This window comes from Paenibacillus sp. FSL R7-0163, from assembly GCF_037969975.1.
GTDB classification, from domain to species: domain Bacteria; phylum Bacillota; class Bacilli; order Paenibacillales; family Paenibacillaceae; genus Paenibacillus_AQ; species Paenibacillus_AQ odorifer.
In genome coordinates, this window is sequence record NZ_CP150224.1 from 6773091 (window position 1) to 6797521 (window position 24431).

At 46.1% G+C, this 24431-nt stretch carries 15 protein-coding genes and 3 rRNA genes; 17 read left to right on the plus strand and 1 reads right to left on the minus strand.

All coding sequences use genetic code 11. From position 1 onward, the window contains the following. Positions 1–8 precede the first annotated feature (8 nt). From rfbD to NST45_RS29710, 12 genes are all read left to right on the plus strand, one after another. Entirely contained in the window at positions 9–872 is an 864-nt protein-coding gene (gene rfbD, locus NST45_RS29655) for a dTDP-4-dehydrorhamnose reductase (protein ID WP_038573485.1), read from the plus strand. Between the two features lie 118 nt (positions 873–990). Continuing rightward, on the plus strand, positions 991–2010 hold the full coding sequence (locus NST45_RS29660) for a glycosyltransferase family 2 protein (protein ID WP_076215972.1): 1020 nt from the start codon (positions 991–993) through the stop codon (positions 2008–2010). A gap of 108 nt (positions 2011–2118) precedes the next feature. After that, positions 2119–3072, plus strand: a complete 954-nt coding sequence (locus tag NST45_RS29665) for a glycosyltransferase family 2 protein (protein ID WP_076140807.1) — start codon at positions 2119–2121, stop codon at positions 3070–3072. Next, positions 3069–4475 carry an undecaprenyl-phosphate glucose phosphotransferase gene (locus tag NST45_RS29670; RefSeq protein ID WP_076215976.1) on the plus strand — a complete coding sequence of 469 codons (1407 nt, stop codon included), beginning with the start codon at positions 3069–3071 and terminating at the stop codon, positions 4473–4475. The genes NST45_RS29665 and NST45_RS29670 overlap by 4 nt, the downstream gene beginning before the upstream one ends. Positions 4476–4583: 108 nt before the next feature. Beyond that, the gene (locus NST45_RS29675; protein ID WP_339824458.1) at positions 4584–5450 is read left to right on the plus strand and encodes a phosphatidylinositol-specific phospholipase C/glycerophosphodiester phosphodiesterase family protein; all 867 of its coding nucleotides are present in this window, start codon (positions 4584–4586) and stop codon (positions 5448–5450) included. 226 nt (positions 5451–5676) lie between these two features. After that, complete coding sequence (locus NST45_RS29680; RefSeq protein WP_143763187.1) at positions 5677–6396, plus strand: heptaprenylglyceryl phosphate synthase; 720 nt, start codon at positions 5677–5679, stop codon at positions 6394–6396. 61 nt (positions 6397–6457) lie between these two features. Then, positions 6458–8797, plus strand: coding sequence for a DNA helicase PcrA (pcrA, locus tag NST45_RS29685; protein WP_076215990.1), 2340 nt, complete (start codon positions 6458–6460; stop codon positions 8795–8797). A 77-nt stretch (positions 8798–8874) separates the two neighbouring features. After that, the gene (gene ligA, locus NST45_RS29690; RefSeq protein ID WP_076222321.1) at positions 8875–10887 is read left to right on the plus strand and encodes an NAD-dependent DNA ligase LigA; all 2013 of its coding nucleotides are present in this window, start codon (positions 8875–8877) and stop codon (positions 10885–10887) included. Positions 10888–11067: 180 nt separating this feature from the next. After that, on the plus strand, positions 11068–11775 hold the full coding sequence (locus NST45_RS29695) for a response regulator transcription factor (protein WP_036678667.1): 708 nt from the start codon (positions 11068–11070) through the stop codon (positions 11773–11775). 19 nt (positions 11776–11794) lie between these two features. Beyond that, entirely contained in the window at positions 11795–12907 is a 1113-nt protein-coding gene (locus tag NST45_RS29700) for a HAMP domain-containing sensor histidine kinase (RefSeq protein ID WP_076123748.1), read from the plus strand. Between the two features lie 62 nt (positions 12908–12969). Further along, positions 12970–13554, plus strand: coding sequence for a hypothetical protein (locus NST45_RS29705; RefSeq protein WP_076123746.1), 585 nt, complete (start codon positions 12970–12972; stop codon positions 13552–13554). A gap of 53 nt (positions 13555–13607) precedes the next feature. Beyond that, the gene (locus tag NST45_RS29710) at positions 13608–15410 is read left to right on the plus strand and encodes a PBP1A family penicillin-binding protein (protein ID WP_339824462.1); all 1803 of its coding nucleotides are present in this window, start codon (positions 13608–13610) and stop codon (positions 15408–15410) included. Positions 15411–15414: 4 nt separating this feature from the next. On the opposite strand, the gene NST45_RS29715 is transcribed toward NST45_RS29710, so the two are convergent. Next, a complete protein-coding gene (locus NST45_RS29715; protein WP_339824464.1) occupies positions 15415–16671 on the minus strand; it encodes an MFS transporter in 1257 nt (418 codons plus the stop codon). A gap of 404 nt (positions 16672–17075) precedes the next feature. Between NST45_RS29715 and NST45_RS29720 the strand changes: the two genes are divergently transcribed. The 5 genes from NST45_RS29720 to NST45_RS29740 all read left to right on the plus strand — a co-directional run bounded on the left by NST45_RS29720 (position 17076) and on the right by NST45_RS29740 (position 24416). Continuing rightward, positions 17076–18633 (plus strand): 16S ribosomal RNA (locus NST45_RS29720). A gap of 262 nt (positions 18634–18895) precedes the next feature. Then, positions 18896–21821, plus strand: a 23S ribosomal RNA gene (locus NST45_RS29725). A 129-nt stretch (positions 21822–21950) separates the two neighbouring features. Then, positions 21951–22067 (plus strand): 5S ribosomal RNA (gene rrf / locus NST45_RS29730). The 16S, 23S and 5S rRNA genes sit together here, the layout of an rRNA operon. Positions 22068–22487: 420 nt before the next feature. Further along, a complete protein-coding gene (locus NST45_RS29735) occupies positions 22488–23660 on the plus strand; it encodes a GNAT family N-acetyltransferase (protein ID WP_076215388.1) in 1173 nt (390 codons plus the stop codon). Positions 23661–23954: 294 nt separating this feature from the next. After that, on the plus strand, positions 23955–24416 hold the full coding sequence (locus NST45_RS29740) for a CtsR family transcriptional regulator (protein WP_036680465.1): 462 nt from the start codon (positions 23955–23957) through the stop codon (positions 24414–24416). The last annotated feature ends 15 nt before the right edge of the window (positions 24417–24431 follow it).

Below are 24431 nucleotides of genomic sequence, written 5' to 3' on the forward strand. Positions count from 1 at the left end.
AAATAGCTATGAAGGTACTTGTTACAGGTGCGGCCGGACAACTAGGTCAGGACGTAGTTTTACTGCTCCAGCATCAAGGTCACGAAGTGTTGGCTTGCGATCGTCAGGAGATGGATATTACTGATCTGGATCAGTGCATCCAAGTTATTGGCGGGTTTGGACCGGATGCGGTTATTCATTGTGCTGCTCATACGGCAGTAGATGCGGCAGAAAGTGATATTGATGCAGCTTATTTAATTAATGCTACTGGCAGCCGAAATGTAGCGCTTGCTTCTGAAAAAGCTGGAGCCAAGCTGGTGTATATTAGCACGGATTATGTATTTGATGGTATGGGTGCACAGCCTTACCATGAATATGATAATACAGACCCTAAGAGTATATACGGCAAATCGAAACGTGCGGGTGAGGTACTCGTTCAATCCCTCTCCTCTAAGTATTTCATCGTACGAACGTCATGGGTGTACGGCAAATACGGAAATAACTTTGTCAAAACAATGCTAAAGCTTGGTCAAGAAAAGCCAATGCTTCAAGTTGTCGATGACCAAAAAGGTTCGCCTACTTACACAGTCGATTTAGCTCGATTCTTGCTTGAGCTTGTTCAAACTGAGAAGTATGGTGTATACCATGCGTCAAATAGCGACTCTTGTACCTGGTTTGAATTTACACAGGCGATCTTTGTAGAGGCCGAGGATATTTTGGGTTTCAAATTCACTGCTACGCTTGAACCGTGTGCTACGGAACAGTTTCCGAGACCTGCACCACGTCCTCGGAATTCGGTGATGGAGCATCTGTCGATACGTACGAATGGTTTTGAGGACATTCGACCTTGGCGTGAAGGCTTGAGAGATTTCCTCTTAGAGCTAAAAGAATAGAATAACACCAATTGAAACTCCTAAATCGTTTATAACGATGCGGGAGTTTTTTGTGTTCTTTCGTTATAATAAGAAGGAAGCAGGTAGTTAATTAGAAATTACAAAGTCGAGGATACTCATGAATAACAAAACAGTTAGTGTACATATCGTCACCTACAACAGTGCGGATGACATTATAGATTGCTTAGAGGCAGTAATGGCACAGGATTATCCTATTGAGAAAATTGTTGTTGTGGACAATGCGTCTTCGGACGATTGTGCAGAGAAAGTGAATATATTCTTTAACGCGATCGATAAAGGGGCTTTTTCAAGTAATTCACTAGAGGATTTAGAACCGTTCAATTCACAAGCTAACAAAGAAGCGTCTACGAGCCTGCTACTCATCCAAAACCCAAAAAACACAGGCTTCGCCCCAGCTCATAACCAAGCTATAGCTACTACAGAAACAGATTATGTGCTCGTTCTCAATCCGGATTTGACGCTGGCACCAGACTATATCTCTAGACTAATCGCACTAATGGAAGCCAACCCGCAGATCGGCAGCGCCACAGGTAAGCTTTTGCTAAAGGCTGATCACGGATCAGTGGATAGCACTGGTCTTCAGATGAACAAGGCACGGCGTGCGTTTGACCGTGGTGCGGGGGATCCAGCAGAACTATGGACACAGTCGGGGACAGTATTTGGTGTATCTGGGGCGGCGGCGATGTATTCTCGACGGATGATTGAAGACGTTAGTGTTGATGGGGAGTTTTTTGATGCAGATTTTTTTGCATATAAGGAAGATGTGGATGTGGCTTGGAGAGCCCAGCTATTTGGCTGGCAGGGGTATTATGATGCTGAGGCAATTGGGTATCATGAACGTGGGTGGAAAACGTCTGGCCGTAGTACCAAACCAATGTTCATCCGGCGAATATCTTACATTAATCGCTACAAAATGATCTACAAGAATGAATCGGCTCGAACTATGCTGAAGACAATCTTGATTTCCCTTCCCTATGAAATTGCCGCTCATGGTTATATGCTTCTGAGAGAGCCGAAGTTAATCGTAGCGTGGAAATCCTTTTTCACTCAGCTCCCAGCGTTAAAAAAGAAACGAAAATATATACAGACCATCGTAAAAGAGCGAAAGAACACGTAAATCAAACAGTATCTGGAAAAACCTCCCTGAAAGGTCACCTCCTCTCAGGGAGGTTTTATGTTATAATAATTGTCGGTAGATTACTATATTTGTCAGGAGCGTTACGCAGTGAATGTAGATGTAAGCATACTTATTGTCAATTACAACACGTGTCGCCTGACGATGGACTGTATCAGGTCGGTATATGACTCAGAAACGAACTATTCCTATGAAATTATTTTGATAGACAACAATTCCCATGATGATTCGGTAGAGATGATTGGTAGAGAGTTTCCAAGTGTCATGTTGATCGCAAATAACGACAATGTCGGTTTTGCCCGTGCAAATAATCAGGGGATGGAAGCTTCATCCGGACGGTATGTACTATTGCTCAATTCAGATACGGTGGTACGCAGGGATACGCTGGAGACGATGATCTCCTTTATGGATGGTCGGCCCGATGTTGGGGCGTCAGGATGTAAGATTATTTTGCCAGATGGGTCGCTGGATAAAGCGTGTAAGCGAGGATTTCCTACGCCATCCGCTTCCTTCTATTATGCTTTTGGTTTCAGTAAGTTGTTTCCGGATCGACCGAAGTTTAACGGTTACCAGTTAGGTTATCTGGACCCTGATCTTGATTACCCGATAGATTGTCTGGTGGGTGCGTTTATGCTGCTGCGGCGGGAGACGATTGATCAGGTCGGCGGATTAGATGAAGAGTTTTTTATGTACGGTGAGGATTTAGACTGGTGCTATCGTATTAAAGAGGCTGGTTGGGAGATTTATTATTATCCGAAGACCTCCATCGTACATCTCAAAGGCGGCAGTGCCAGACGTAGACCGTTCAAGATTGTCTATGAATTTCACAGGGCAATGATTTTATTTCATCGTAAGCATTATAGTAGGAAGTACAACAGTATTATAAATGGAACAGTATATGCTGGTGTTGGTATGAAGTTTGCTCTGTCCCTTTTGCGGAATGCCCTAATCTTTCCTAAAGCAGTTCCATCACCTGCACAGAGTCTTAGCTCTGCCCCTGAAACAGGCACTCGTAACGATAAGAATACTGAGGTGAGATTATGATTCGGCGGAATCAGAAATTTTTGACACAGCTCTATATGGTTGCTGATTTCATTGTCATTCAGCTGTCTTTTTTGGCGGCTTGGTGGCTTAAGTTTAAGAGTGGATGGATGGAATTTTACAATCCTCTACCCGTAGAGTCGTACGCTTATTGGAGTATGATCTATGGCGGAGTAGCTGTCTTAATCGGTATCCTTTTATCGCTTTATTTGCCTAAGCGTAAGAAACGTTTTGTCGATGAATTTATTAAGATTTTCCAAGTGCATATCATGAGCATCTTCATCCTGCTCGGTCTAATGTTTTTCGTGAAAGAAATTGATATCTCCCGTACATATCTGGCTATTTATATGGGATTTAATGTTCTTTCCATTATGCTTTACCGTTATGTGTTGAAGAAGATGCTTAAATCTTTTCGAGAAAAGGGATTCAACCGCCAGTTCGTGCTTATTATCGGCGCTGGTACACTCGGCAAAAGATTCTACAACAATTTGGAGCAATATCCAGAGCTCGGATATGAAGCTATTGGTTTCTTAGACGACTATCATACTTGGGATGGAATTGAAGAACAGCGCTATAAACCGATTTTAGGTACGGTTGATCAGTTATCCGGAATGCTGGAGATGCTGCCTGTGGACGAGGTTATTCTAGCCTTGCCGCTCGATGCGCATTCTAAATATCCTTCCATTATTGCGGCCTGTGAAAAAGCAGGGGTACGCACATTGATTATTCCGGATTTCTTTGATTATTTACCAGCTCGACCTTACTTTGATAACTTTGCAGGTATGCCAATGATTAATGTTCGTGATATTCCACTGGATATGACGGGGAATAAGATGGCAAAACGTTTGTTTGATATCGTGTTCTCTCTATTCGCTATTATTATGATATCTCCCGTGATGCTGATCGTAGCTCTCGGCGTACGTCTTACCTCACCGGGACCGATTATATTCCGGCAGGAACGGGTGGGACTTAATCGGCGTAATTTTATGATGTATAAGTTTCGTTCAATGAAGATGCAGCAGGACGGGGAAGAGGATACAGGTTGGAGTACGCGGGAAGATCCTCGTAGAACTCGATTTGGAACCTTTATCCGTAAGACAAGTCTGGATGAGCTTCCGCAATTTTTTAATGTATTACTCGGTCATATGAGTGTAGTTGGCCCACGGCCAGAACGACCATTTTATGTAGAACAATTCCGTGATGAAATTCCGAAGTATATGGTGAAGCACCATGTGCGTCCAGGAATTACGGGCTGGGCACAGAGCAACGGGCTGCGCGGGGATACTTCAATTGAGGAACGGATTAAGCACGATATTTTCTATATCGAGAACTGGTCCTTACTGTTCGATATTCGAATTATTTTCAAAACGATTCGCAACGGCTTCGTTAACAAAAACGCATATTGAGACCTGCACTTATTTAGATTTGTGAAATTTTAATAATACCCCGTTTTGCCACAGGCAGAGCGGGGTATTAATTTTCTAATCTAAACTTTGTAAAGGAAACTCACAACTATGAATAAGAAAAAGATTATTGCAACCGTAGTAATGATTGTCGCACTAATAATGATTCTTGTAATAACGTTGAACAAAGAGGAAGAGCAACCCGCGAGCGGTTTTGAAGCGCACAGAATCGTTGCACATGCCATGGGGGGAATTAACGGCTATACGTATACCAATGCTTGGGAGGCCTTTGTCGCTAACTATGAACGGGGAACTCGCGTATTTGAAGTTGATTTTTTGTTATCGAAGGATGATCAGTTGGTTGCTCGGCATGAATGGACAGGCAATATGAGCAAGCTTTTAGGTCAGTTGGAGGTTCTCCCTGCTAATAAACAGGGTGTGGCACTAGATTACGAGGAATTTATGGACAGCCCCATCCTGAATATATACTCTCCGCTTGATATTGAGAAGGTGCTTGATCTAATGCAGAATTATCCAGATGCTTATATCGTTACGGATACCAAAGAAATCCAACCGGAACTTATAGAGAAGCAATTTACATTGCTGACCGAAGCGGCGCAGCGTCGGGATCCAGCGTTGTTGGAGCGGATAGTTCCACAGATCTACAATCAGCCGATGCTTGATGAGATCAATAAGGTGTATTCTTTTCCAGAAGTGCTTTACACCCTGTACCAATCTAAGGATACGGATGAACAAGTTATTGAGTTTGTTAAAAAAACAGGTGTGGATATTACGATGCCAGTTAGCCGGGCCACCAAGAGTTTTGTCAAACAGTTAAAAAATATTGGAGCTCGTGTATACGTTCATACAGTGGATGAAGAGGATGAGATTAGAGCGTTATCTCGTATGGGTGTAGACGGATTTTATAGTGATTTTGTGCCTGAAAATGATTTGAATAACCTCAAAGGTATACGCTGAAATCTTTCTCCACTCATTACCACTAATATATCCCCACAAAGTGATGCTTTCCTCAGATGCGTATTCAGGTACTTTGCAGGGACCCCAAATTTATATACGAAAAAATGTTCGTATTTTTGTTCGCTTTAAATTGACACACCTCCTGTGCTGGCATAGACTAGATCTATATCTTTTGCGGCGGCAGGAGTGTTTTGTCTTGCCCAAATGACAATTAAGGATGATTCTCATGAAATCAGTACAGCAAATGATCAAACCTTGGCGGCATGTGTTTAAGTTGGACCCGGATCGTATGATTTCTGATGAGGATTTGGAGGCCGTTTGCTTGTCCGGCACGGATGCCCTATTGATAGGGGGCTCTACAGGAGTAACCTATGAGAATACAGTAGATCTCTTATCAAGAGTAAGACGTTTTGAACTGCCCTGTGCACTCGAGGTATCCGAACTTGAAGCTGCTGTACCCGGATTTGATCTTTATATGATTCCTATGGTGCTAAATACACCCGATCCAGCTTGGATTGTAGGTCATCATCGTCGAGCTATAGAGCGTTATGGATTTATGATCCCATGGGATCAGCTGCTAACGGAAGGTTACGTCGTTTTGAACAGTGATTCTTCAGTTGCGCGGATTACAGGGGCCGAGACAACCATTAATGCTGAAGAGGCGGCTGCGTATGCCCAGGTTGCGGACAAGCTGATGTCTCTGCCAATAGTATATCTTGAATATAGCGGTAGATTTGGGGATATGGAGACAGTACGTATAGTGCGTGAGATGGTGGAGCAAGCCCAACTATTTTATGGAGGCGGCATTACTTGTGAGGCGGAGGCCGAGCAGGCAGCAGCTCTATGTGATACAGTAGTTGTCGGCAATATTATTTATCGGGATGTAGAGCAGGCAATTCGTACGGTATTAGCTGTTAAAAAGACGGTGCAAGAGCAGTTCGAGTAGCGGCTAGCTTATGGACTACTTATGATTTGTAATTTCATTTTTGGAAAGGAGCATGTTACACATGCAACTTATTAACATACAAGACGCGGTCAGCCGATTGAATCCTCCACAAAGGCAGGCTGTCGAAACTACTGAAGGACCCCTTTTGATTATGGCTGGTGCGGGCAGTGGGAAGACGAGAGTGCTGACTCACAGAATTGCCTGGCTGATTGCTAATCGAAAGGCGCCGCCTTGGGCGATTTTGGCGATTACATTTACGAATAAAGCTGCGAGGGAAATGCAGGAACGTGTATCTAAGCTCGTTGGACCTGAGGGAAGAGATATTTGGGTATCTACCTTTCACTCCATGTGTGTTCGGATCTTGCGGAAGGATATTGAGCGGATTGGATTTACCTCCAACTTCTCGATTCTGGACTCTACAGATCAGTTATCAGTTATTCGTAATTGCATGAAGGAACTGAATATTGATACGAAAAAATTCGAACCGAAAGCTGTACAAGCCATAATTAGCGCATCTAAGAATGAGTTGATAACTCCGGCGCAGTATGAGCAAAAAGTCGGTGATTATTTCGAAGGTTTAGTTGCTAAGGTTTATAAAATGTATCAAAGACGTTTGAGAAGCAATAACTCGCTTGATTTTGATGATTTGATTATGAAGACTATCGAATTATTTAAGGAAGTTCCCGAGGTTCTGGATTTTTACCAAAAGAAATTCAAATACATCCATGTGGATGAGTATCAGGATACGAACAGAGCACAATACATGTTGTGCCGCATGCTGGCAGACAGCCACCACCGCATTTGTGTGGTAGGGGATAGTGACCAGTCGATCTATCGCTGGCGTGGTGCGGATATTACGAATATTCTTAATTTTGAAGAGGATTATCCGGAAGCGAAGACGATTCTGCTAGAACAGAATTACCGTTCAACCGCTAATATCCTGAATGCAGCCAATTGGGTAATCGCGCTTAATAGTGGCCGTAAACCGAAAAAGCTGTGGACCGATTCCGAGGAAGGCGCCAAGATTAAGGTGTACCGGGCGGATTCCGAGCATGACGAAGGATATTTTGTAACCGGAGAAATCAGCAAAAATGTGAAACAAGGTCAAGCCTACCAGAATCACGCGATTTTGTATCGGACGAATGCTCAGTCACGGGTAATAGAGGAAATTCTGATCAAATCAGATATTCCATATCAAATCGTTGGCGGGATCAAGTTCTATGATCGTAAGGAAATCAAGGATCTGCTGGCGTATCTACGTTTATTGTCTAACCCTGATGATGATATCAGCCTGACGCGTATTATTAATGTTCCTAAGCGTGGATTAGGAGATACAACGGTTGGTAAGCTGGCAGCTGCGGCTGGTGAACGTGGTGTTTCTATTTTCCGCGTTCTGCAAACGGTCGATGATTTGGGCTTTGCTGGACGGACGCGGAATATGCTAGTAGAGTTCTACGATATGATTGAAGCTCTGCATCGTATGGTGGAGTTCTTGTCTGTAACCGAATTGACGGAAAAAATACTGGAGATGTCGCAGTACCGTTTGGAGCTGCAAAATGAAAATACACTCGAATCACGTTCGCGGCTAGAGAATATCGATGAGTTCTTATCGGTGACGATGGAGTTTGAAAAGAACAATGAAGACAAGTCGCTGGTCTCCTTCCTCACGGATCTTGCACTTATCGCAGATATCGATAGTGTGAACGATGATGAAGAGGATCGTAGTGATGCGGTTGTGTTAATGACGATGCACAGCGCCAAAGGTCTGGAGTTCCCGACGGTATTTATCGTCGGAATGGAAGAAGGCGTGTTCCCACACAGCCGTGCCTTCCAGGACAACGACGAGCTGGAGGAGGAACGCCGGCTTGCGTATGTGGGGATCACCCGCGCGGAGAAACAACTGTTTCTCTCTTGTGCGCGGATGCGTACGCTCTTTGGCCGGACGACGGCGAACCAACCGTCCCGCTTCTTAGAGGAGATTCCGGAGGAACTGAAGGAAGATACCGTTAAGACTCAAGACCGCTTCCAGCGCGGAGGCGCGGAGGCAGGCGGTGCTTACGGCGGACGCGGTTTCGGCAGCGGTGGCCGTGGGAACTTTGGCGGCCGAGGCGGAGCCGTCGGAGCTACGCCGGCAGGCGGCGGAAGCACGGCGTCAGCGGCGGCAAGCAAGAGCAGCGTGACCGTGACCTCCGGAGGCGCACAGCGTGCTACCGGAGCAGGGGCTGCAGCAGCTGGCGATTACAAAGCGGGTGACAAGGTCTCCCACGGCAAATGGGGCACCGGCACCGTTGTATCTGTTAAAGGCAGCGGGAATGACACGGAGCTGCAGATTGCTTTTCCGGCACCAGTGGGTGTCAAACGTCTGCTTGCGGGGTTTGCGCCGATTACCAAAGTGGAATAATAGCAGACAACGATTAACGAACGGATATTTAGACCACGCTAACTTTAGGAAACTTATTGACGGAGGGATGTACCTGCATGGATGCTATGCATGTGATGGAAGAGCTTGTTGCGGAATTAAATAATTATAATTACCACTACTACACGCTGGATGCACCGCTAGTCAGCGATAAGGAATACGATGTTTTATACGACAAGCTTGTAGCACTGGAGGCTGAGAGTGGCTTCGTGCTACCAGATTCGCCTACACAACGTGTAGGTGGAGAGCTGCTTAAGGGCTTCACGCCGCATCGGCATCTGGCACCGCTTTGGAGTCTGGATAAAGCACAGAATATTGAACAGCTGCGCAGCTGGAATACCCGGGTGCTCCGGTTAGTGAATGAATACAATCTTAAGAATCCAGACAACCCTCTTCCTGATCCTTGTTATGCAGTAGAACTGAAGTTCGATGGCTTAACGCTGAATTTAACCTATCGTAATGGTGTTCTCGAACAGGCATCGACGCGTGGCAATGGTGTAGTTGGCGAAGGAATACTTGCACAGGTGAAGACCATCAAATCCGTTCCATTGACGATTCCCTTCAAGGATGGGGTCATTGAGGTTCAGGGTGAAGGGATTATGAATCTGTCTGTGCTGGCTGATTATAATACAAGGGCTGCAGAGCCGCTGAAGAATGCGCGTAATGCAGCAGCAGGTGCACTGCGTAATCTTAATCCGAAGACTACTGCGGACCGCCGTTTGAACGCTTTTTTCTATAATGTAGGCTTTGCAGAAGGCGCGGAGTTCGCTGACCATCAGGAAATGATGGATTTTCTGCGGAATAACAAATTTAAAGTGAACCCATACCTGACCTACTGCAATGATTTTGATGATGTAACTGAGCAGCTCGCTGGAATCGAGGAAAGTCGTTCGAGTCTTGATTACCTCATTGATGGGGCTGTAATTAAGGTCACGGATTTCCGGATCCGTGAGGTGCTTGGCTACACTGACAAGTTCCCGCGTTGGGCAGTTGCTTATAAATTTGAAGCCGAAGAAACGACGACCGTGCTGGAGTCTGTTAGCTGGAATGTAGGTCGTACAGGTAAAGTGACTCCGCTGGCTCGGGTTGAGGCTGTAGAGCTTGCCGGAGTTACCGTTCAGAACTGCACCCTGAATAATGTGGGTGATATTGAGCGCAAAAACTTGAAATTCGCCTTAGGTTCGCGGGTCTTTATTCGCCGTTCCAATGATGTTATCCCAGAAATTCTCGGCAAGGTAACAGAGGAGAATGACGGTGGAGAGATTATTTTCCCTGAGGACTGTCCAGCTTGTGGATATCCGTTAGAAATGCGCGGAGCACATCTTTTCTGTAACAATAAACTGAATTGTAGGCCGCAGATTATCAGTCGGATCACCCACTTTGCTTCGCGTGATGCGATGGATATCGAGACGTTTAGTGAGAAGACGGCGGGTCAGCTCTATGATGAGCTTAATGTACATGACTCTGCGGATCTGTATGAACTGAACTTTGAGCAGCTTGTACAGCTGAACCGTTTTGGTGAGAAAAAAGCACAGAATTTGCTGCAAGCTTTAGAAGATAGCAAAGGTAGAGATCTTGCTTCATTTCTCTTTGCGTTAGGGATCCCTAACACAGGTAAAGCAACGACGAAGATGTTGGCTGATCATTTCCGCGATCTGGATGCTGTGATGCAAGCCAAAGCCGAGGAGCTCGCTGAGTTACCAGACATTGGTGGGATTGTCGCCGAGAGCATTGTCAGCTTCTTCGCAGACCCAGTTGTAGTAGCTAATGTTTCCCGCTTGCGGACGTTGGGTGTGGAAGCAAAGGCTCCTGAGGCGCCACGTCCTGTTAGTACCGATTCCTTCTTTAGTGGCAAAACGGTCGTATTGACCGGTTCCTTGCAAAAGCTTACCCGAGATGAAGCAGCTGAACGTCTGGAAGCACTCGGAGCAAAGGTGTCGGGAAGTGTGTCGAAGAAGACGGATTTAGTTATTGCTGGTGAAAAAGCTGGCAGTAAGCTGGCTAAAGCGCAGCAGTTAGGCATTCAGGTCATTGAGGATGAAGATGAGCTAATTCGCTTGTTGGATATGTAAGTAACAAACTATATTCGATTCCAAAAGGTTCCCGGTTCCATTTCGTTTAAGTACGAGAGGAGCAGGGGCCTTTTTTGCGTGGATTACAACTAAACGTTTCATTTTTAGAAAAAAATTCGGATGATCTGCTAATATATAGCTATAGATATTTATTACTATATTTGAAAGGAAACCCTTCCTGTGAAGAGAGAAACGATATTGTTAGTAGACGATGAGAAGGAAATTGTAGAACTGTTAACGATTTATCTCTGTAATGAAGGCTATAGACTGCTAAAGGCTTATGATGGAATGGAAGCGCTGGAATGTCTGCAGAAAGAGGAAGTTGATCTAATTATTCTTGATGTCATGATGCCTAAAATGGACGGGCTAGCTGCATGTATGAAGATCCGTGAAGAGCGGAAAATGCCAATTATCATACTATCAGCCAAAAATACAGATATGGACAAGATCTCCGGCCTGAGCCTCGGGGCAGATGACTACGTGGGCAAGCCGTTTAATCCTTTGGAGATTGTGGCACGAGTAAAATCACAGTTGCGCCGTTATCACGGATTTAATAAGGATAGTAATACGTTGGGAAACGACAGCAAACTAAGCTTTGAGGATCTGACTATAGATACGTCTAAGCATGAGGTGTATGTAGACCAGCAGAAGATTAAACTGACTCCGCGGGAATTCTCTATTCTAGAGCTTTTAGCGAGACACCAAGGTCAAGTGCTTAGCTTGGAGCAAATTTACAATAAGGTATGGAATGAACCCTTTTTAGATGGCGGTAACACAGTGATGGTACATATTCGTAATCTCCGAGACAAAATCGAAATCGATTCGAAACGCCCACGTTATATACAAACCGTCTGGGGAGTTGGCTATAAATTAGACGGACCTTCCTGAAAGGATTAGGTGAGGCTTCTTGAATTCTAAATATATAACGACGATTCGCTGGAAGTTTATGTTTGCTTTTTTGCTGAGTGTGCTTTCGGGCGCTTTGCTGCTCATGGCAGGGTACCAACTCGTCAACTTTATGATCTATCTAAATCCGGCTTCAGAGTCGGCTCCCTATTCACGCATACTGCGCTGGATTATTAATCATATTGGCTCTATGCCACTAATGACAGCAGCGGGTATTATCAGCTTTTTATTATTCTTTTTTATCTACACTCGTAAAGTTGTGCTGTATCTGGAAGAGATCACAAAAGGGATTCGAGAAATTACAAGCTCCGGGATGTCCCATAGAATTGAAGTCAGAACCACAGATGAGCTGGGTGTGCTGGCTGAGAATATTAATGAAATGGCTGAGCGTTTGCAGCACTCCATAGAGGAGGAACGTAAAGCTGTAAATGCGAAAAATGACTTGATCACAGGTGTTTCCCATGATTTACGCACCCCGCTTACCTCTGTCTTGGGCTTTCTGGAATACATTGAACAAGATCGATGTCAGGAAGAAGCGGAAATCCGGTATTACGTGGATATAGCCTACAACAAATCCCTGGTGCTGCGTAAACTGATCGATGATCTTTTTGAATACACACGTGTAAATAGTGGAGAGTACCCTTTGGTTATGCAGAGATTGGATTTGAAGGCTTTCATACGGCAGCTGGCGGAGGAGTCAGTTCCTGAACTAACAAAGGCGGATATGATCTATGAAATCGAGGACGTTGCTGATGAGTTATGGATAGAGGCTTCGCCTAAAGAATTAGTACGTGCTTATGAAAATTTGATTACTAACGCGATCCGTTACGGCAGAAGCGGCGGGAAATTGGAGATAGGTTTCAGTAAAAAGGAAAATGATGCTGTGGTCCGTATTAGCAACTTCGGAGAGAGGATTGCGGAAAGTGATATCCCTTTTATTTTTGAACGATTCTATCGGGCAGAAAAGTCGCGTTCACAGCATACAGGCGGCTCAGGGCTTGGACTTGCGATTGCCAAAAGTATCATCGAACGCCACAATGGCGTTATTTATGTAGAAAGTATATCTCTTCGCACGGATTTTATTACCCGTTTCCCATTCTTCATAGAATCTTAAGAAAACTATGGCGGGTTCTTAAGATTTGGAAGTTATCCTTGTGGCACAAGGAGGGAACTACCATGCCAAAACTTCGGACGGTTCGTATCAGCTATTTATATATTTTTATGGGTTGCGCTCTTTTGAGTGCTGCCTTTCTTTTTGTTGTCCAGCGAGCTGTCGCTTTGCTGTATTCTCATTATTCGGGTCAATCAGGAGCCTTTTTTGTCCGGCTTATTCATTGGGTTATTAATCATATGGGTCAAACCCCTAGTGCCATCCTTCTATTTATTCTAGTCTTCGGTGGGCTGTATGTTCTTCGTTCACAGAAAATGGCTGATGATTTGCGCTCGCTAGTGGTGGGAACCTCGGAGCTGGCAGATAAAGGAGTCGCCCAGAACATCAAGGTTCTCTCTGGAGGAGAAATAGGTGAAATTGCTGCTAACCTCAATCGAATGCAAAGAATAGAAGTTCCAGAAAGAGGTGCAAGCTCAAAGCGGATAGAGGACACACCAGCAGTAGCTTTATTAATAAGGACTAGGGCGATACTTCGCACTCTCCGTGAGGTTGAAGAGGATGAGGCGGAAGTACATACACTTCTTGCAGCAGCGAATGATGAAGTGCGGAGTATGGAGCGGTTCCTGGAGAACCTGATTATCGAATCATGAGCAGATGGAATGCACGCACCCGGATATTGCGAGTAGGGTACCTATTATTTGATGTGAGTGTTATTAGTACGGTATTGGTGCTTTTGATTTTGTTCTATGTATACCAGTATGGGGGGATTGTACTTAACCGGCATGAGGATAGGCTGCAATTGCCAGAATCAAGCCTCATCACAGCTTCAGATGGAACAGTTATACGAATGACTCCGCTACCGAGCTCGGGTTATAGGCTTACAGCAGAGCTTGAGGAGATGCCGGCTTTATTAATAGATACCTTTTTAACAGTAGAAGACCGCCGTTTTTATAGCCATCAAGGGGTCGATTATAAAGGGATATCACGCGCGTTCTTAAAAAATATCTTGGACATGAGTTTATCAGAAGGTGGCAGTAGTATTACTCAACAGCTTGCTCGCAATCTTTATTTGAACAGAGATAAGAATATGCTGCGCAAGTTAAATGAAACCGCTATTGCTTTTGCCTTGGAGCAGCGACTGACGAAACGTGAGATTTTGCAGCTGTACCTCAATCAGATTTATATGGGGAGGGGACAATCTGGAGTAAAAGCAGCAGCGAAGCGTTACTTCGGCGTGTCTGATCTGAAAAAATTGGAGATCTGGCAAATAGCCACTCTGGCGGGAATCCCTAAAGGCCCCTCTATTTATAACCCAGTAGACAATAGTGCATTATCCAAAACGAGAAGAAATCTAGTGCTAAAGATGATGTTCAATCAGCGACTAATCACGAATGGGCAAATGCAGGAAGCTATGAATAAACAATATCAGCCTCCAGCTGCGGTCGAAAATGGGGTTGCCGGAGTGTACTATGTGGATGCCGCCCTTAAGGAAGCGGCTCAGATCACAGGGAAATCCGTAGAGGAGCTTCGTACAGGCGGCTACACTATAGTTACAGGTTTGAACATCAAAGCACAGCAGGCACTTGAGCAGGCCGTTCTCAAAGAGGCTTCATTTCCACCTGACGGAAAAGATCAGCAGGTAGAAGCAGCTATGACCATAATGGATCATCGTACAGGAGAAGTAGTGGCATTGATTGGTGGGCGAGATCAAAACGAGGGCAATTTGAACAGAGCTATTATTGATGCACGTCAGCCGGGTTCTAGCTTTAAGCCGATCATTGATTATGGACCTGCACTGGAGAGCGGGAAATTCAACCCGAATAGTATGCTGTCCGACCGTAGAGTTGCTTATGGCAGCTACAAACCTGAGAACTTGAACGGTATATACCAAGGTCAGGTCACAATGAACACAGCTTTGCAAAAATCCATCAATGCACCAGCCGTATGGGTATTGAAGCAGGTTGGAATCTCTTCTGCGCGGCAATTTGCCGCCAAATTAGGAATTGTACTGACGGAGGAGGACAATCATTTATCAATAGCTTTGGGGGGGCTTCATAATGGGGTTTCTCCACTAAAAATGGCCCAGGCCTACAGTGTCTTTGCTAGTGGAGGCAAATTTAATGCGGCTCATATGGTGCGCTCCATAACGGATTCAAAAGGGAAGGTCTTGTATACTCATCCCTCTGAATCACGTCAGGTAATCTCGCCGCGTACCGCAGAAGCGATGACGGCTATGTTACGCAATGTTGTTAATGAAGGAACAGGGAAAAAAGCGCAGATGAACAGACCAGTAGCGGGAAAGACCGGTACGACCCAATTGGACTTGGCTGGCGTGAGCAAGAAAGCTAATCGGGATCTTTGGTTTGTAGGCTATACTTCGGAGTGGACAGCTGCGGTATGGATGGGTTTTGATCGTACGAATCAGGATAATTATATGACTGAAGGCAGCGGGAAGGCTGCCGCTCTATTTTCTACAGTAATGAGTAAAGCCTTAAGTGATCATTGAGAAGTTATTGCGCCGCCCATTCTTCTAATTTCTCATCTCTAGGAAGCAGCAAGGCAAGAAACCCAAGCAGCGGGAGGAAGCCGCAAGTGATGAACACTTTAGCAATCCCGATACTATCAATGAGGTTGCCGAGGACTAATGAGCCGATCCCGCCGAGTCCAAAAGCAAGTCCCGTGATCAGACCTGAAACTGTGCCAATGTTGCCCGGATATAGCATTTGAGCATAAATGACGGTAACAGAGAAGCTGGACAGAAGTATGAAACCGCCAATCAGCAGCAATACAGCCGCCCATAATGGACCTACAAAGGGTAGAGCAAGCGCAAAGGGAACGGTTCCGACCATTGACAGTAAGATGAGATTACGCCGTCCAAAACGGTCAGCCAGCGGACCCCCAAAAAATGTACCCACTGCGCCAGCAGCCAAATACATAAAAATATAGATTTGGGCTTTATCCAGTGTCATTTGATATTTGTCCATTAGATAGAAGGCGTAGTAGCTGCCGATAGAAGCGCCATACCAAGACCTAACAAAGACTAGGAATACAAGAATAATCGTTGCTGTTCGTATGCTTTTTCGGCGGGCAGGGTCGATTGCCCGTGCTGTTGATTTTTTATGAAAGGTATAACCGGCATCTAGCATTTCTCTATACCAGCGAGCTACATAGGTCTGAACAGCGATTCCGGCAGCCGCGACGATCGTGAAGCCTAGGGCACCAATCTGGCCAAAGGGGATGAATACCCATTTCGTAAGCATTGGACCCAGGGACTGTCCAGCATTGCCGCCCACTTGAAAAATAGATTGCGACAATCCCTTTCGCTGACCTGCGGCCATATGAGCAACACGCATACCCTCTGGGTGGAAGGTGGCTGAACCGAATCCGATCAGGATAACCGAGAATAAGACCAGAAAATAGCTATTGGCATAAGCCAATAGAAGTACACCTAGAAATGTGCTGCACATACCCAGTGGTAATAATATAGGACGGGGTTTACGGTCTGCAGCATATCCAATGACGGGTTGGATTACTGATGACGTCATATTTAAAGCGAATGAGATCCATCCAATCTGGGCGAAAGAGAGCAGAAGATTATCTTTGAGAATAGGGAAGATTGCTGGAATGACTGCCTGTATAGAATCATTAAATAAATGAACAAAACTGACAGCTAACAAAATTTTATAAATCGTTGCCTGCTGCAGATTACGCTGCTCCTTGTCCTTGCTGTCTACCGTGGACGCAGCGTCTGTAGGTTTGGTCTTCATTTTGACTCCTCTCTGTACTGATAGTTAGAAGGTAAGATTGGCGAATACGATAAATTCTATTTAGCCACAAATAATGGATGAATGGTATCAATTTGTGTTGTATGGAAGTTATTTATACGAATGATTTTTTTATTTCAAAAAAAGCTTGCAAACTCAATGACAGCATGGTATATTATCTCTTGTGCTTACGACGCATCGCACATACGAAACACAAGCGATGAAAAAATAAGTTGACAAGATAGAAACAAACATGATATACTCTAATTCCTGTGCAAGAGACATTGAATGTCAAAATGCTAGGAGTAAGTTCTTTGAAAACTGAACAAATGGAACACGTTAATTTTTAAAAAGATTCATTTAATGAATCGTCAGTTTCAAAATGAGCATATCGCTCTTTTCAATACTAATTGGAGAGTTTGATCCTGGCTCAGGACGAACGCTGGCGGCGTGCCTAATACATGCAAGTCGAGCGGAGTTATTTTGAAAGCTTGCTTTCAAAATAACTTAGCGGCGGACGGGTGAGTAACACGTAGGCAACCTGCCCTTCAGACTGGGATAACTACCGGAAACGGTAGCTAATACCGGATAATTTCTTTTTTCTCCTGAGAGAAGAATGAAAGACGGAGCAATCTGTCACTGAGGGATGGGCCTGCGGCGCATTAGCTAGTTGGTGGGGTAACGGCCCACCAAGGCGACGATGCGTAGCCGACCTGAGAGGGTGAACGGCCACACTGGGACTGAGACACGGCCCAGACTCCTACGGGAGGCAGCAGTAGGGAATCTTCCGCAATGGGCGAAAGCCTGACGGAGCAACGCCGCGTGAGTGATGAAGGTTTTCGGATCGTAAAGCTCTGTTGCCAGGGAAGAACGTCCGGTAGAGTAACTGCTACCGGAGTGACGGTACCTGAGAAGAAAGCCCCGGCTAACTACGTGCCAGCAGCCGCGGTAATACGTAGGGGGCAAGCGTTGTCCGGAATTATTGGGCGTAAAGCGCGCGCAGGCGGCTATTTAAGTCTGGTGTTTAAACCTTGGGCTCAACCTGAGGTCGCACTGGAAACTGGGTGGCTTGAGTACAGAAGAGGAAAGTGGAATTCCACGTGTAGCGGTGAAATGCGTAGATATGTGGAGGAACACCAGTGGCGAAGGCGACTTTCTGGGCTGTAACTGACGCTGAGGCGCGAAAGCGTGGGGAGCAAACAGGATTAGATACCCTGGTAGTCCACGCCGTAAACGATGAGTGCTAGGTGTTAGGGGTTTCGATACCCTTGGTGCCGAAGTTAACACAGTAAGCACTCCGCCTGGGGAGTACGGTCGCAAGACTGAAACTCAAAGGAATTGACGGGGACCCGCACAAGCAGTGGAGTATGTGGTTTAATTCGAAGCAACGCGAAGAACCTTACCAGGTCTTGACATCCCTCTGAATCTGCTAGAGATAGCAGCGGCCTTCGGGACAGAGGAGACAGGTGGTGCATGGTTGTCGTCAGCTCGTGTCGTGAGATGTTGGGTTAAGTCCCGCAACGAGCGCAACCCTTAACTTTAGTTGCCAGCAGGTAATGCTGGGCACTCTAGAGTGACTGCCGGTGACAAACCGGAGGAAGGTGGGGATGACGTCAAATCATCATGCCCCTTATGACCTGGGCTACACACGTACTACAATGGCCGGTACAACGGGAAGCGAAGCCGCGAGGTGGAGCCAATCCCATCAAAGCCGGTCTCAGTTCGGATTGCAGGCTGCAACTCGCCTGCATGAAGTCGGAATTGCTAGTAATCGCGGATCAGCATGCCGCGGTGAATACGTTCCCGGGTCTTGTACACACCGCCCGTCACACCACGAGAGTTTACAACACCCGAAGTCGGTGGGGTAACCCGCAAGGGAGCCAGCCGCCGAAGGTGGGGTAGATGATTGGGGTGAAGTCGTAACAAGGTAGCCGTATCGGAAGGTGCGGCTGGATCACCTCCTTTCTATGGAGAATCGTTCTCTGCAATGAGAACATTCAAATCGGAAGCTCAGCTTCCAAAACTCAGGTTTAGGCCTGTTACTCACTCGTTGCTCAGTTTTGAGAGTTTAAGCTCTCAAGTAAGACTTGATCCTTGAAAACTGGATACCGAAACGAATTTGCGTTTTAGAACATCTTTTAGCAACTTGTGTAAACAAGTAAATGTTATTAGTGAGATGATTCCAAAGAGAATATCATCGTATGATATTTTCCTACGGAAAAATCGAGGTTAAGCTAATAAGAGCACACGGAGGATGCCTAGGCGCCAGGAGCCGACGAAGGACGTGGCGAACAACGAAACTGCCTCGGGGAGCTGTAAGCAAGCTTTGATCCGGGGGTGTCCGAATGGGGAAACCCAGCTGTGGTAATTCGCAGTTACTCATTTCTGAATACATAGGAAATGTAGAGGCAGACCAGGGGAACTGAAACATCTAAGTACCCTGAGGAAGAGAAAACAATAGTGATTCCGTCAGTAGCGGCGAGCGAACGCGGAACAGCCTAAACCTAAGAGCTTGCTCTTAGGGGTTGTGGGACGTCTCACATGGAGTTACAAAGGAATATGGTAGGTGAAGAGGTCTGGAAAGGCCCGCGATAGAGGTAAAAGCCCTGTAACCTAAACTGTATTCTCTCCGAGACGGATCCCGAGTAGTGCGGGGCACGTGAAACCCCGTATGAATCCAGCAGGACCATCTGCTAAGGCTAAATACTACCTGGCGACCGATAGTGAAACAGTACCGTGAGGGAAAGGTGAAAAGCACCCCGGAAGGGGAGTGAAATAGAACCTGAAACCGTGTGCTTACAAAAAGTCAGAGCCCGATCTATGGGTGATGGCGTGCCTTTTGTAGAATGAACCGGCGAGTTACGTTTAACATGCAAGGTTAAGCCGAGAAGGTGGAGCCGCAGCGAAAGCGAGTCTGAATAGGGCGACTTAGTATGTGGACGTAGACCCGAAACCGTGTGATCTACCCCTGTCCAGGGTGAAGGTGCGGTAACACGCACTGGAGGCCCGAACCCACGTACGTTGAAAAGTGCGGGGATGAGGTGGGGGTAGCGGAGAAATTCCAATCGAACTCGGAGATAGCTGGTTCTCCCCGAAATAGCTTTAGGGCTAGCCTCGGTATAAGAGTAGTGGAGGTAGAGCACTGATTGGGTGCGGGGTCCGCAAGGATTACCAAGCTCAGTCAAACTCCGAATGCCATATACTTATTGCCGGGAGTCAGACAGTGAGTGCTAAGATCCATTGTCAAAAGGGAAACAGCCCAGACCATCAGCTAAGGTCCCCAAGTGTGTGTTAAGTGGGAAAGGATGTGGAGTTGCACAGACAACCAGGATGTTGGCTTAGAAGCAGCCACCATTGAAAGAGTGCGTAATAGCTCACTGGTCGAGTGACTCTGCGCCGAAAATGTAACGGGGCTAAACACACCACCGAAGCTATGGCTAGATACTATGTATCTGGGGTAGGGGAGCGTTGTGTAGGGGTTGAAGGTGTACTGAAAAGAGCGCTGGACACTACACAAGTGAGAATGCCGGTATGAGTAACGAAAAGATCAGTGAGAATCTGATCCGCCGAAAGCCCAAGGTTTCCTGAGGAAGGCTCGTCCGCTCAGGGTAAGTCGGGACCTAAGGCGAGGCCGAAAGGCGTAGTCGAAGGACAACAGTTTGAAATTACTGTACCACCGTAATCCGCTATGAGCGATGGGGTGACGCAGGAGGGTAGTGACGCGGACTGATGGATGTCCGTCTAAGCAGTGAGGCTGATGTGTAGGCAAATCCGCACATCGATAAGGCTGGGCTGTGATGGGGAGCGAAAATTATAGTAGCGAAGGTCATGATCTCACACTGCCAAGAAAAGCCTCTAGCCAGGAGAAGGTGCCCGTACCGCAAACCGACACAGGTAGGCGAGAAGAGAATTCTAAGGCGCGCGGAAGAACTCTCGTTAAGGAACTCGGCAAAATGACCCCGTAACTTCGGGAGAAGGGGTGCCCCGGTAGTGTGAATAGCACGAGGGGGCCGCAGTGAAAAGGCCCAAGCGACTGTTTAGCAAAAACACAGGTCTGTGCGAAGCCGCAAGGCGAAGTATACGGGCTGACGCCTGCCCGGTGCTGGAAGGTTAAGGGGAGTGGTTAGGGGTAACCCGAAGCTATGAACCGAAGCCCCAGTAAACGGCGGCCGTAACTATAACGGTCCTAAGGTAGCGAAATTCCTTGTCAGGTAAATTCTGACCCGCACGAATGGCGTAACGACTTGGGCGCTGTCTCAACGAGAGATCCGGTGAAATTTTAATACCTGTGAAGATGCAGGTTACCCGCGACAAGACGGAAAGACCCCATGGAGCTTTACTGCAGCTTGATATTGAATTTGGGTACGATCTGTACAGGATAGGTGGGAGCCGTAGAAATCGGAGCGCAAGCTTCGGTGGAGGCGCCGTTGGGATACCACCCTGATCGTATCTAGGTTCTAACCTAGTACCCTTACCGGGTACGGGGACCGTGTCAGGCGGGCAGTTTGACTGGGGCGGTCGCCTCCTAAAGAGTAACGGAGGCGTTCCAAGGTTCCCTCAGAATGGTTGGAAATCATTCGCAGAGTGCAAAGGCATAAGGGAGCTTGACTGCGAGACCTACAAGTCGAGCAGGGACGAAAGTCGGACTTAGTGATCCGGTGGTACCGCATGGAAGGGCCATCGCTCAACGGATAAAAGCTACCCTGGGGATAACAGGCTTATCTCCCCCAAGAGTCCACATCGACGGGGAGGTTTGGCACCTCGATGTCGGCTCATCGCATCCTGGGGCTGAAGTAGGTCCCAAGGGTTGGGCTGTTCGCCCATTAAAGCGGTACGCGAGCTGGGTTCAGAACGTCGTGAGACAGTTCGGTCCCTATCTGTCGTGGGCGCAGGAAATTTGAGAGGAGCTGTCCTTAGTACGAGAGGACCGGGATGGACGTACCGCTGGTGCACCAGTTGTTCCGCCAGGAGCATGGCTGGGTAGCTACGTACGGACGGGATAAGCGCTGAAAGCATCTAAGCGTGAAGCCCCCCTCAAGATGAGATTTCCCAATTAGTAAGACCCCTTGAAGACGACGAGGTAGATAGGTTGGAGGTGGAAGTGCAGCAATGCATGGAGCTGACCAATACTAATCGGTCGAGGGCTTATCCTATACTTAGAATGCAGATTCGTTTCGGATTCAGTTTTCAGGCGATTAAGCCTGTAACACGCTTAGAAATTCATTCTCACTTCTGGTGATGAACCGAATTTCACGCGGCAGCGTCTGTTTCACAGACGCATGTTTGGTGGCGATAGCGGAGGGGTTCCACGCGTACCCATCCCGAACACGACCGTTAAGCCCTCCAGCGCCGATGGTACTTGGACCGAAGGGTCCTGGGAGAGTAGGACGTTGCCAAGCACACAAGACCACTGTTGAGTAATCGACAGTGGCTTTTTTGCGTCTATTATAGATTGTGGAAAACTTGTGGATAATTCATTGGAATTTGCAGAAAACTTACGCACATGTGGATAGATAATTAAAAGGCAAAAAATCACCGAATGGTGTGGATTAAGTACATATTTATGTAGATCTGTCAACAGAAAACCTAAGTAATACACGGGTTGCTGTGGATATAGTCAGATTTATGTGGATAGAGGGATTGATAAGTGGATAATTATTTTAACTTGAATAGGACAAGATTACAAGACTATTTTTGAAACTCCTTAAAGCTGTGGATAACTAAAAAAAGTTCGAAAAATATCCTTATAATTCGCACACAATACACTCTCTTGTTATACTAACCATAAAAGTAAATTCATAAATGGTGAGGTGAGTTTTGTGGATATCAGACAGTTGCACTCAGAAGAGTTTGATCTAAGCATGGATTTATCTGAATATGCTTTTCAATACAAGCTGCCTAGTGAGAAAAGGGCTAATGCTAAGGAAAGATTTAAAGCAGAACGCGTATGGGGTGCTTTTGAAGAAGGTACTTTGGAAGCCAAACTTACTCTTCTTCCATTCCAAGTGTACATACAAGGTAGATTAGTACCTATGGGAGGGCTCGCTGGGGTAGCGACATGGCCGGAGAATCGCAGACAGGGTCATGTGGCAAAGCTCCTAGCGCATACGCTGCAAACGATGAATGAGGCGGGGCAGACATTATCTTTTCTGCATCCGTTCTTGATCCCCTTTTATCGCAAATTTGGTTGGGAAGTTTATTGTGAATATAAGAAATACTCCATTCCTGTTGCCAAGTTTCCCAAGAAGGTTGAAGTTGAGGGCAAGGTAAGACGCGGTGTTAAAGATATCGTAGTATTGGACAACTTATACAATCGTTTTGCAGTTAGATATAACGGAACACTTAAGCGTGATTTGGACTGGTGGGAGAACTCTGTTCTGGATGATGAAGGTCAGACTGCGGTATTTTATTCACAGCTTGGGGAACCTGAAGGATACGTATTATATAAGATAGAAAATAGAGAACTGGTCATTGATGAATTTGTGTTTTTGAACGAACAGGCCCGGCAGGGGCTGTGGACATTTCTTGCGAATCACGATTCAATGGTGACCGGTGCATCGCTAAAACTGGTGCCATCCGATGATATGTTACCCTTTTTGCTGCCTGATCCGCGTATAGAGCAGGAGAACTATCCTTATTTTATGGCGCGTATTGTGAATGCTAAAGTATTTGTGGAGAGTTATTCTTTTAAGCGTCACAGCAGTCAGAAGAAACAGGTTATTTATATTGAAGATAAATATGCACCATGGAATGACGGGTTGTGGGAATGGACGGTCTCCGAAGAGGGAGCAGCAGCTTTCTTGCGTATAGAGGGTGAACGGGATGCAGCTGACTTAAGCTGTGATATTGGCACGCTGACGATTCTAATGTTTGGATATAAACGCCCTGCAGAGCTGGCTCGTTATGGACTTGTGACTGGTAGTCCGACGGCTCTGGAATGGCTCGAAGAAATCATACCGCAAGCTGAAACCGCACTTTTTGATCATTTTTAGAAAATAATTAGGCTCTCCCCTTCGAAAGATGCTGGGAGAGTTCTTTATTTCCGAATACATTCGCTGAAAAAAGTGAAAAATAAGAGAATCCTCTTGGAATTAGCACAGAATATGTTATAATATTAAAAAGTCAAAGAAAGTCAAAGTCAACGCACCTGATGACATACAGTGCGATCCTCTGAATTCGTGAAGTTTTCTTCAGACTTATATGAATGAAGTTCACTAATGAATGTCATTAAGGATGCGGGCCGCAACCGATATTATGAAGCTTTAAAGAGCACTGGAGGATGAGTGATGCGCAATATCTCTGATATTATTGAACAATATCTGAAGAATATTTTGCATGAAAGTCCCGAAGGTACGGTGGAAATCCAGCGAAATGACCTGGCGGACCAGTTCTCATGCGTACCGTCACAGATCAATTATGTTATTAGTACACGCTTTACACTGGAAAAAGGCTATGTGGTGGAAAGTAAGCGTGGTGGCGGGGGATATATTCGTATTCAACGTTTTGAATTGCCGCCCAACGTGGCACTGCATGCCCATTTAAACCATACTATAGGTGGCGGGATAGATCAGAACGCTGCCGAAGGGTTGATTTATCAACTGGAGGAAGCTGGTTTTCTAAGCAAGCGTGAGGCGTGTCTTATGCGCGCTGCTGTTTCTCGGGATTGCCTAACGGTTAAGATTCCATATCGGGATGAGATTCGGGCCAAGATTATGAAGGCGATGTTAATCTCTTTGTTAGGCAAATAATTGTCAATCATAAGG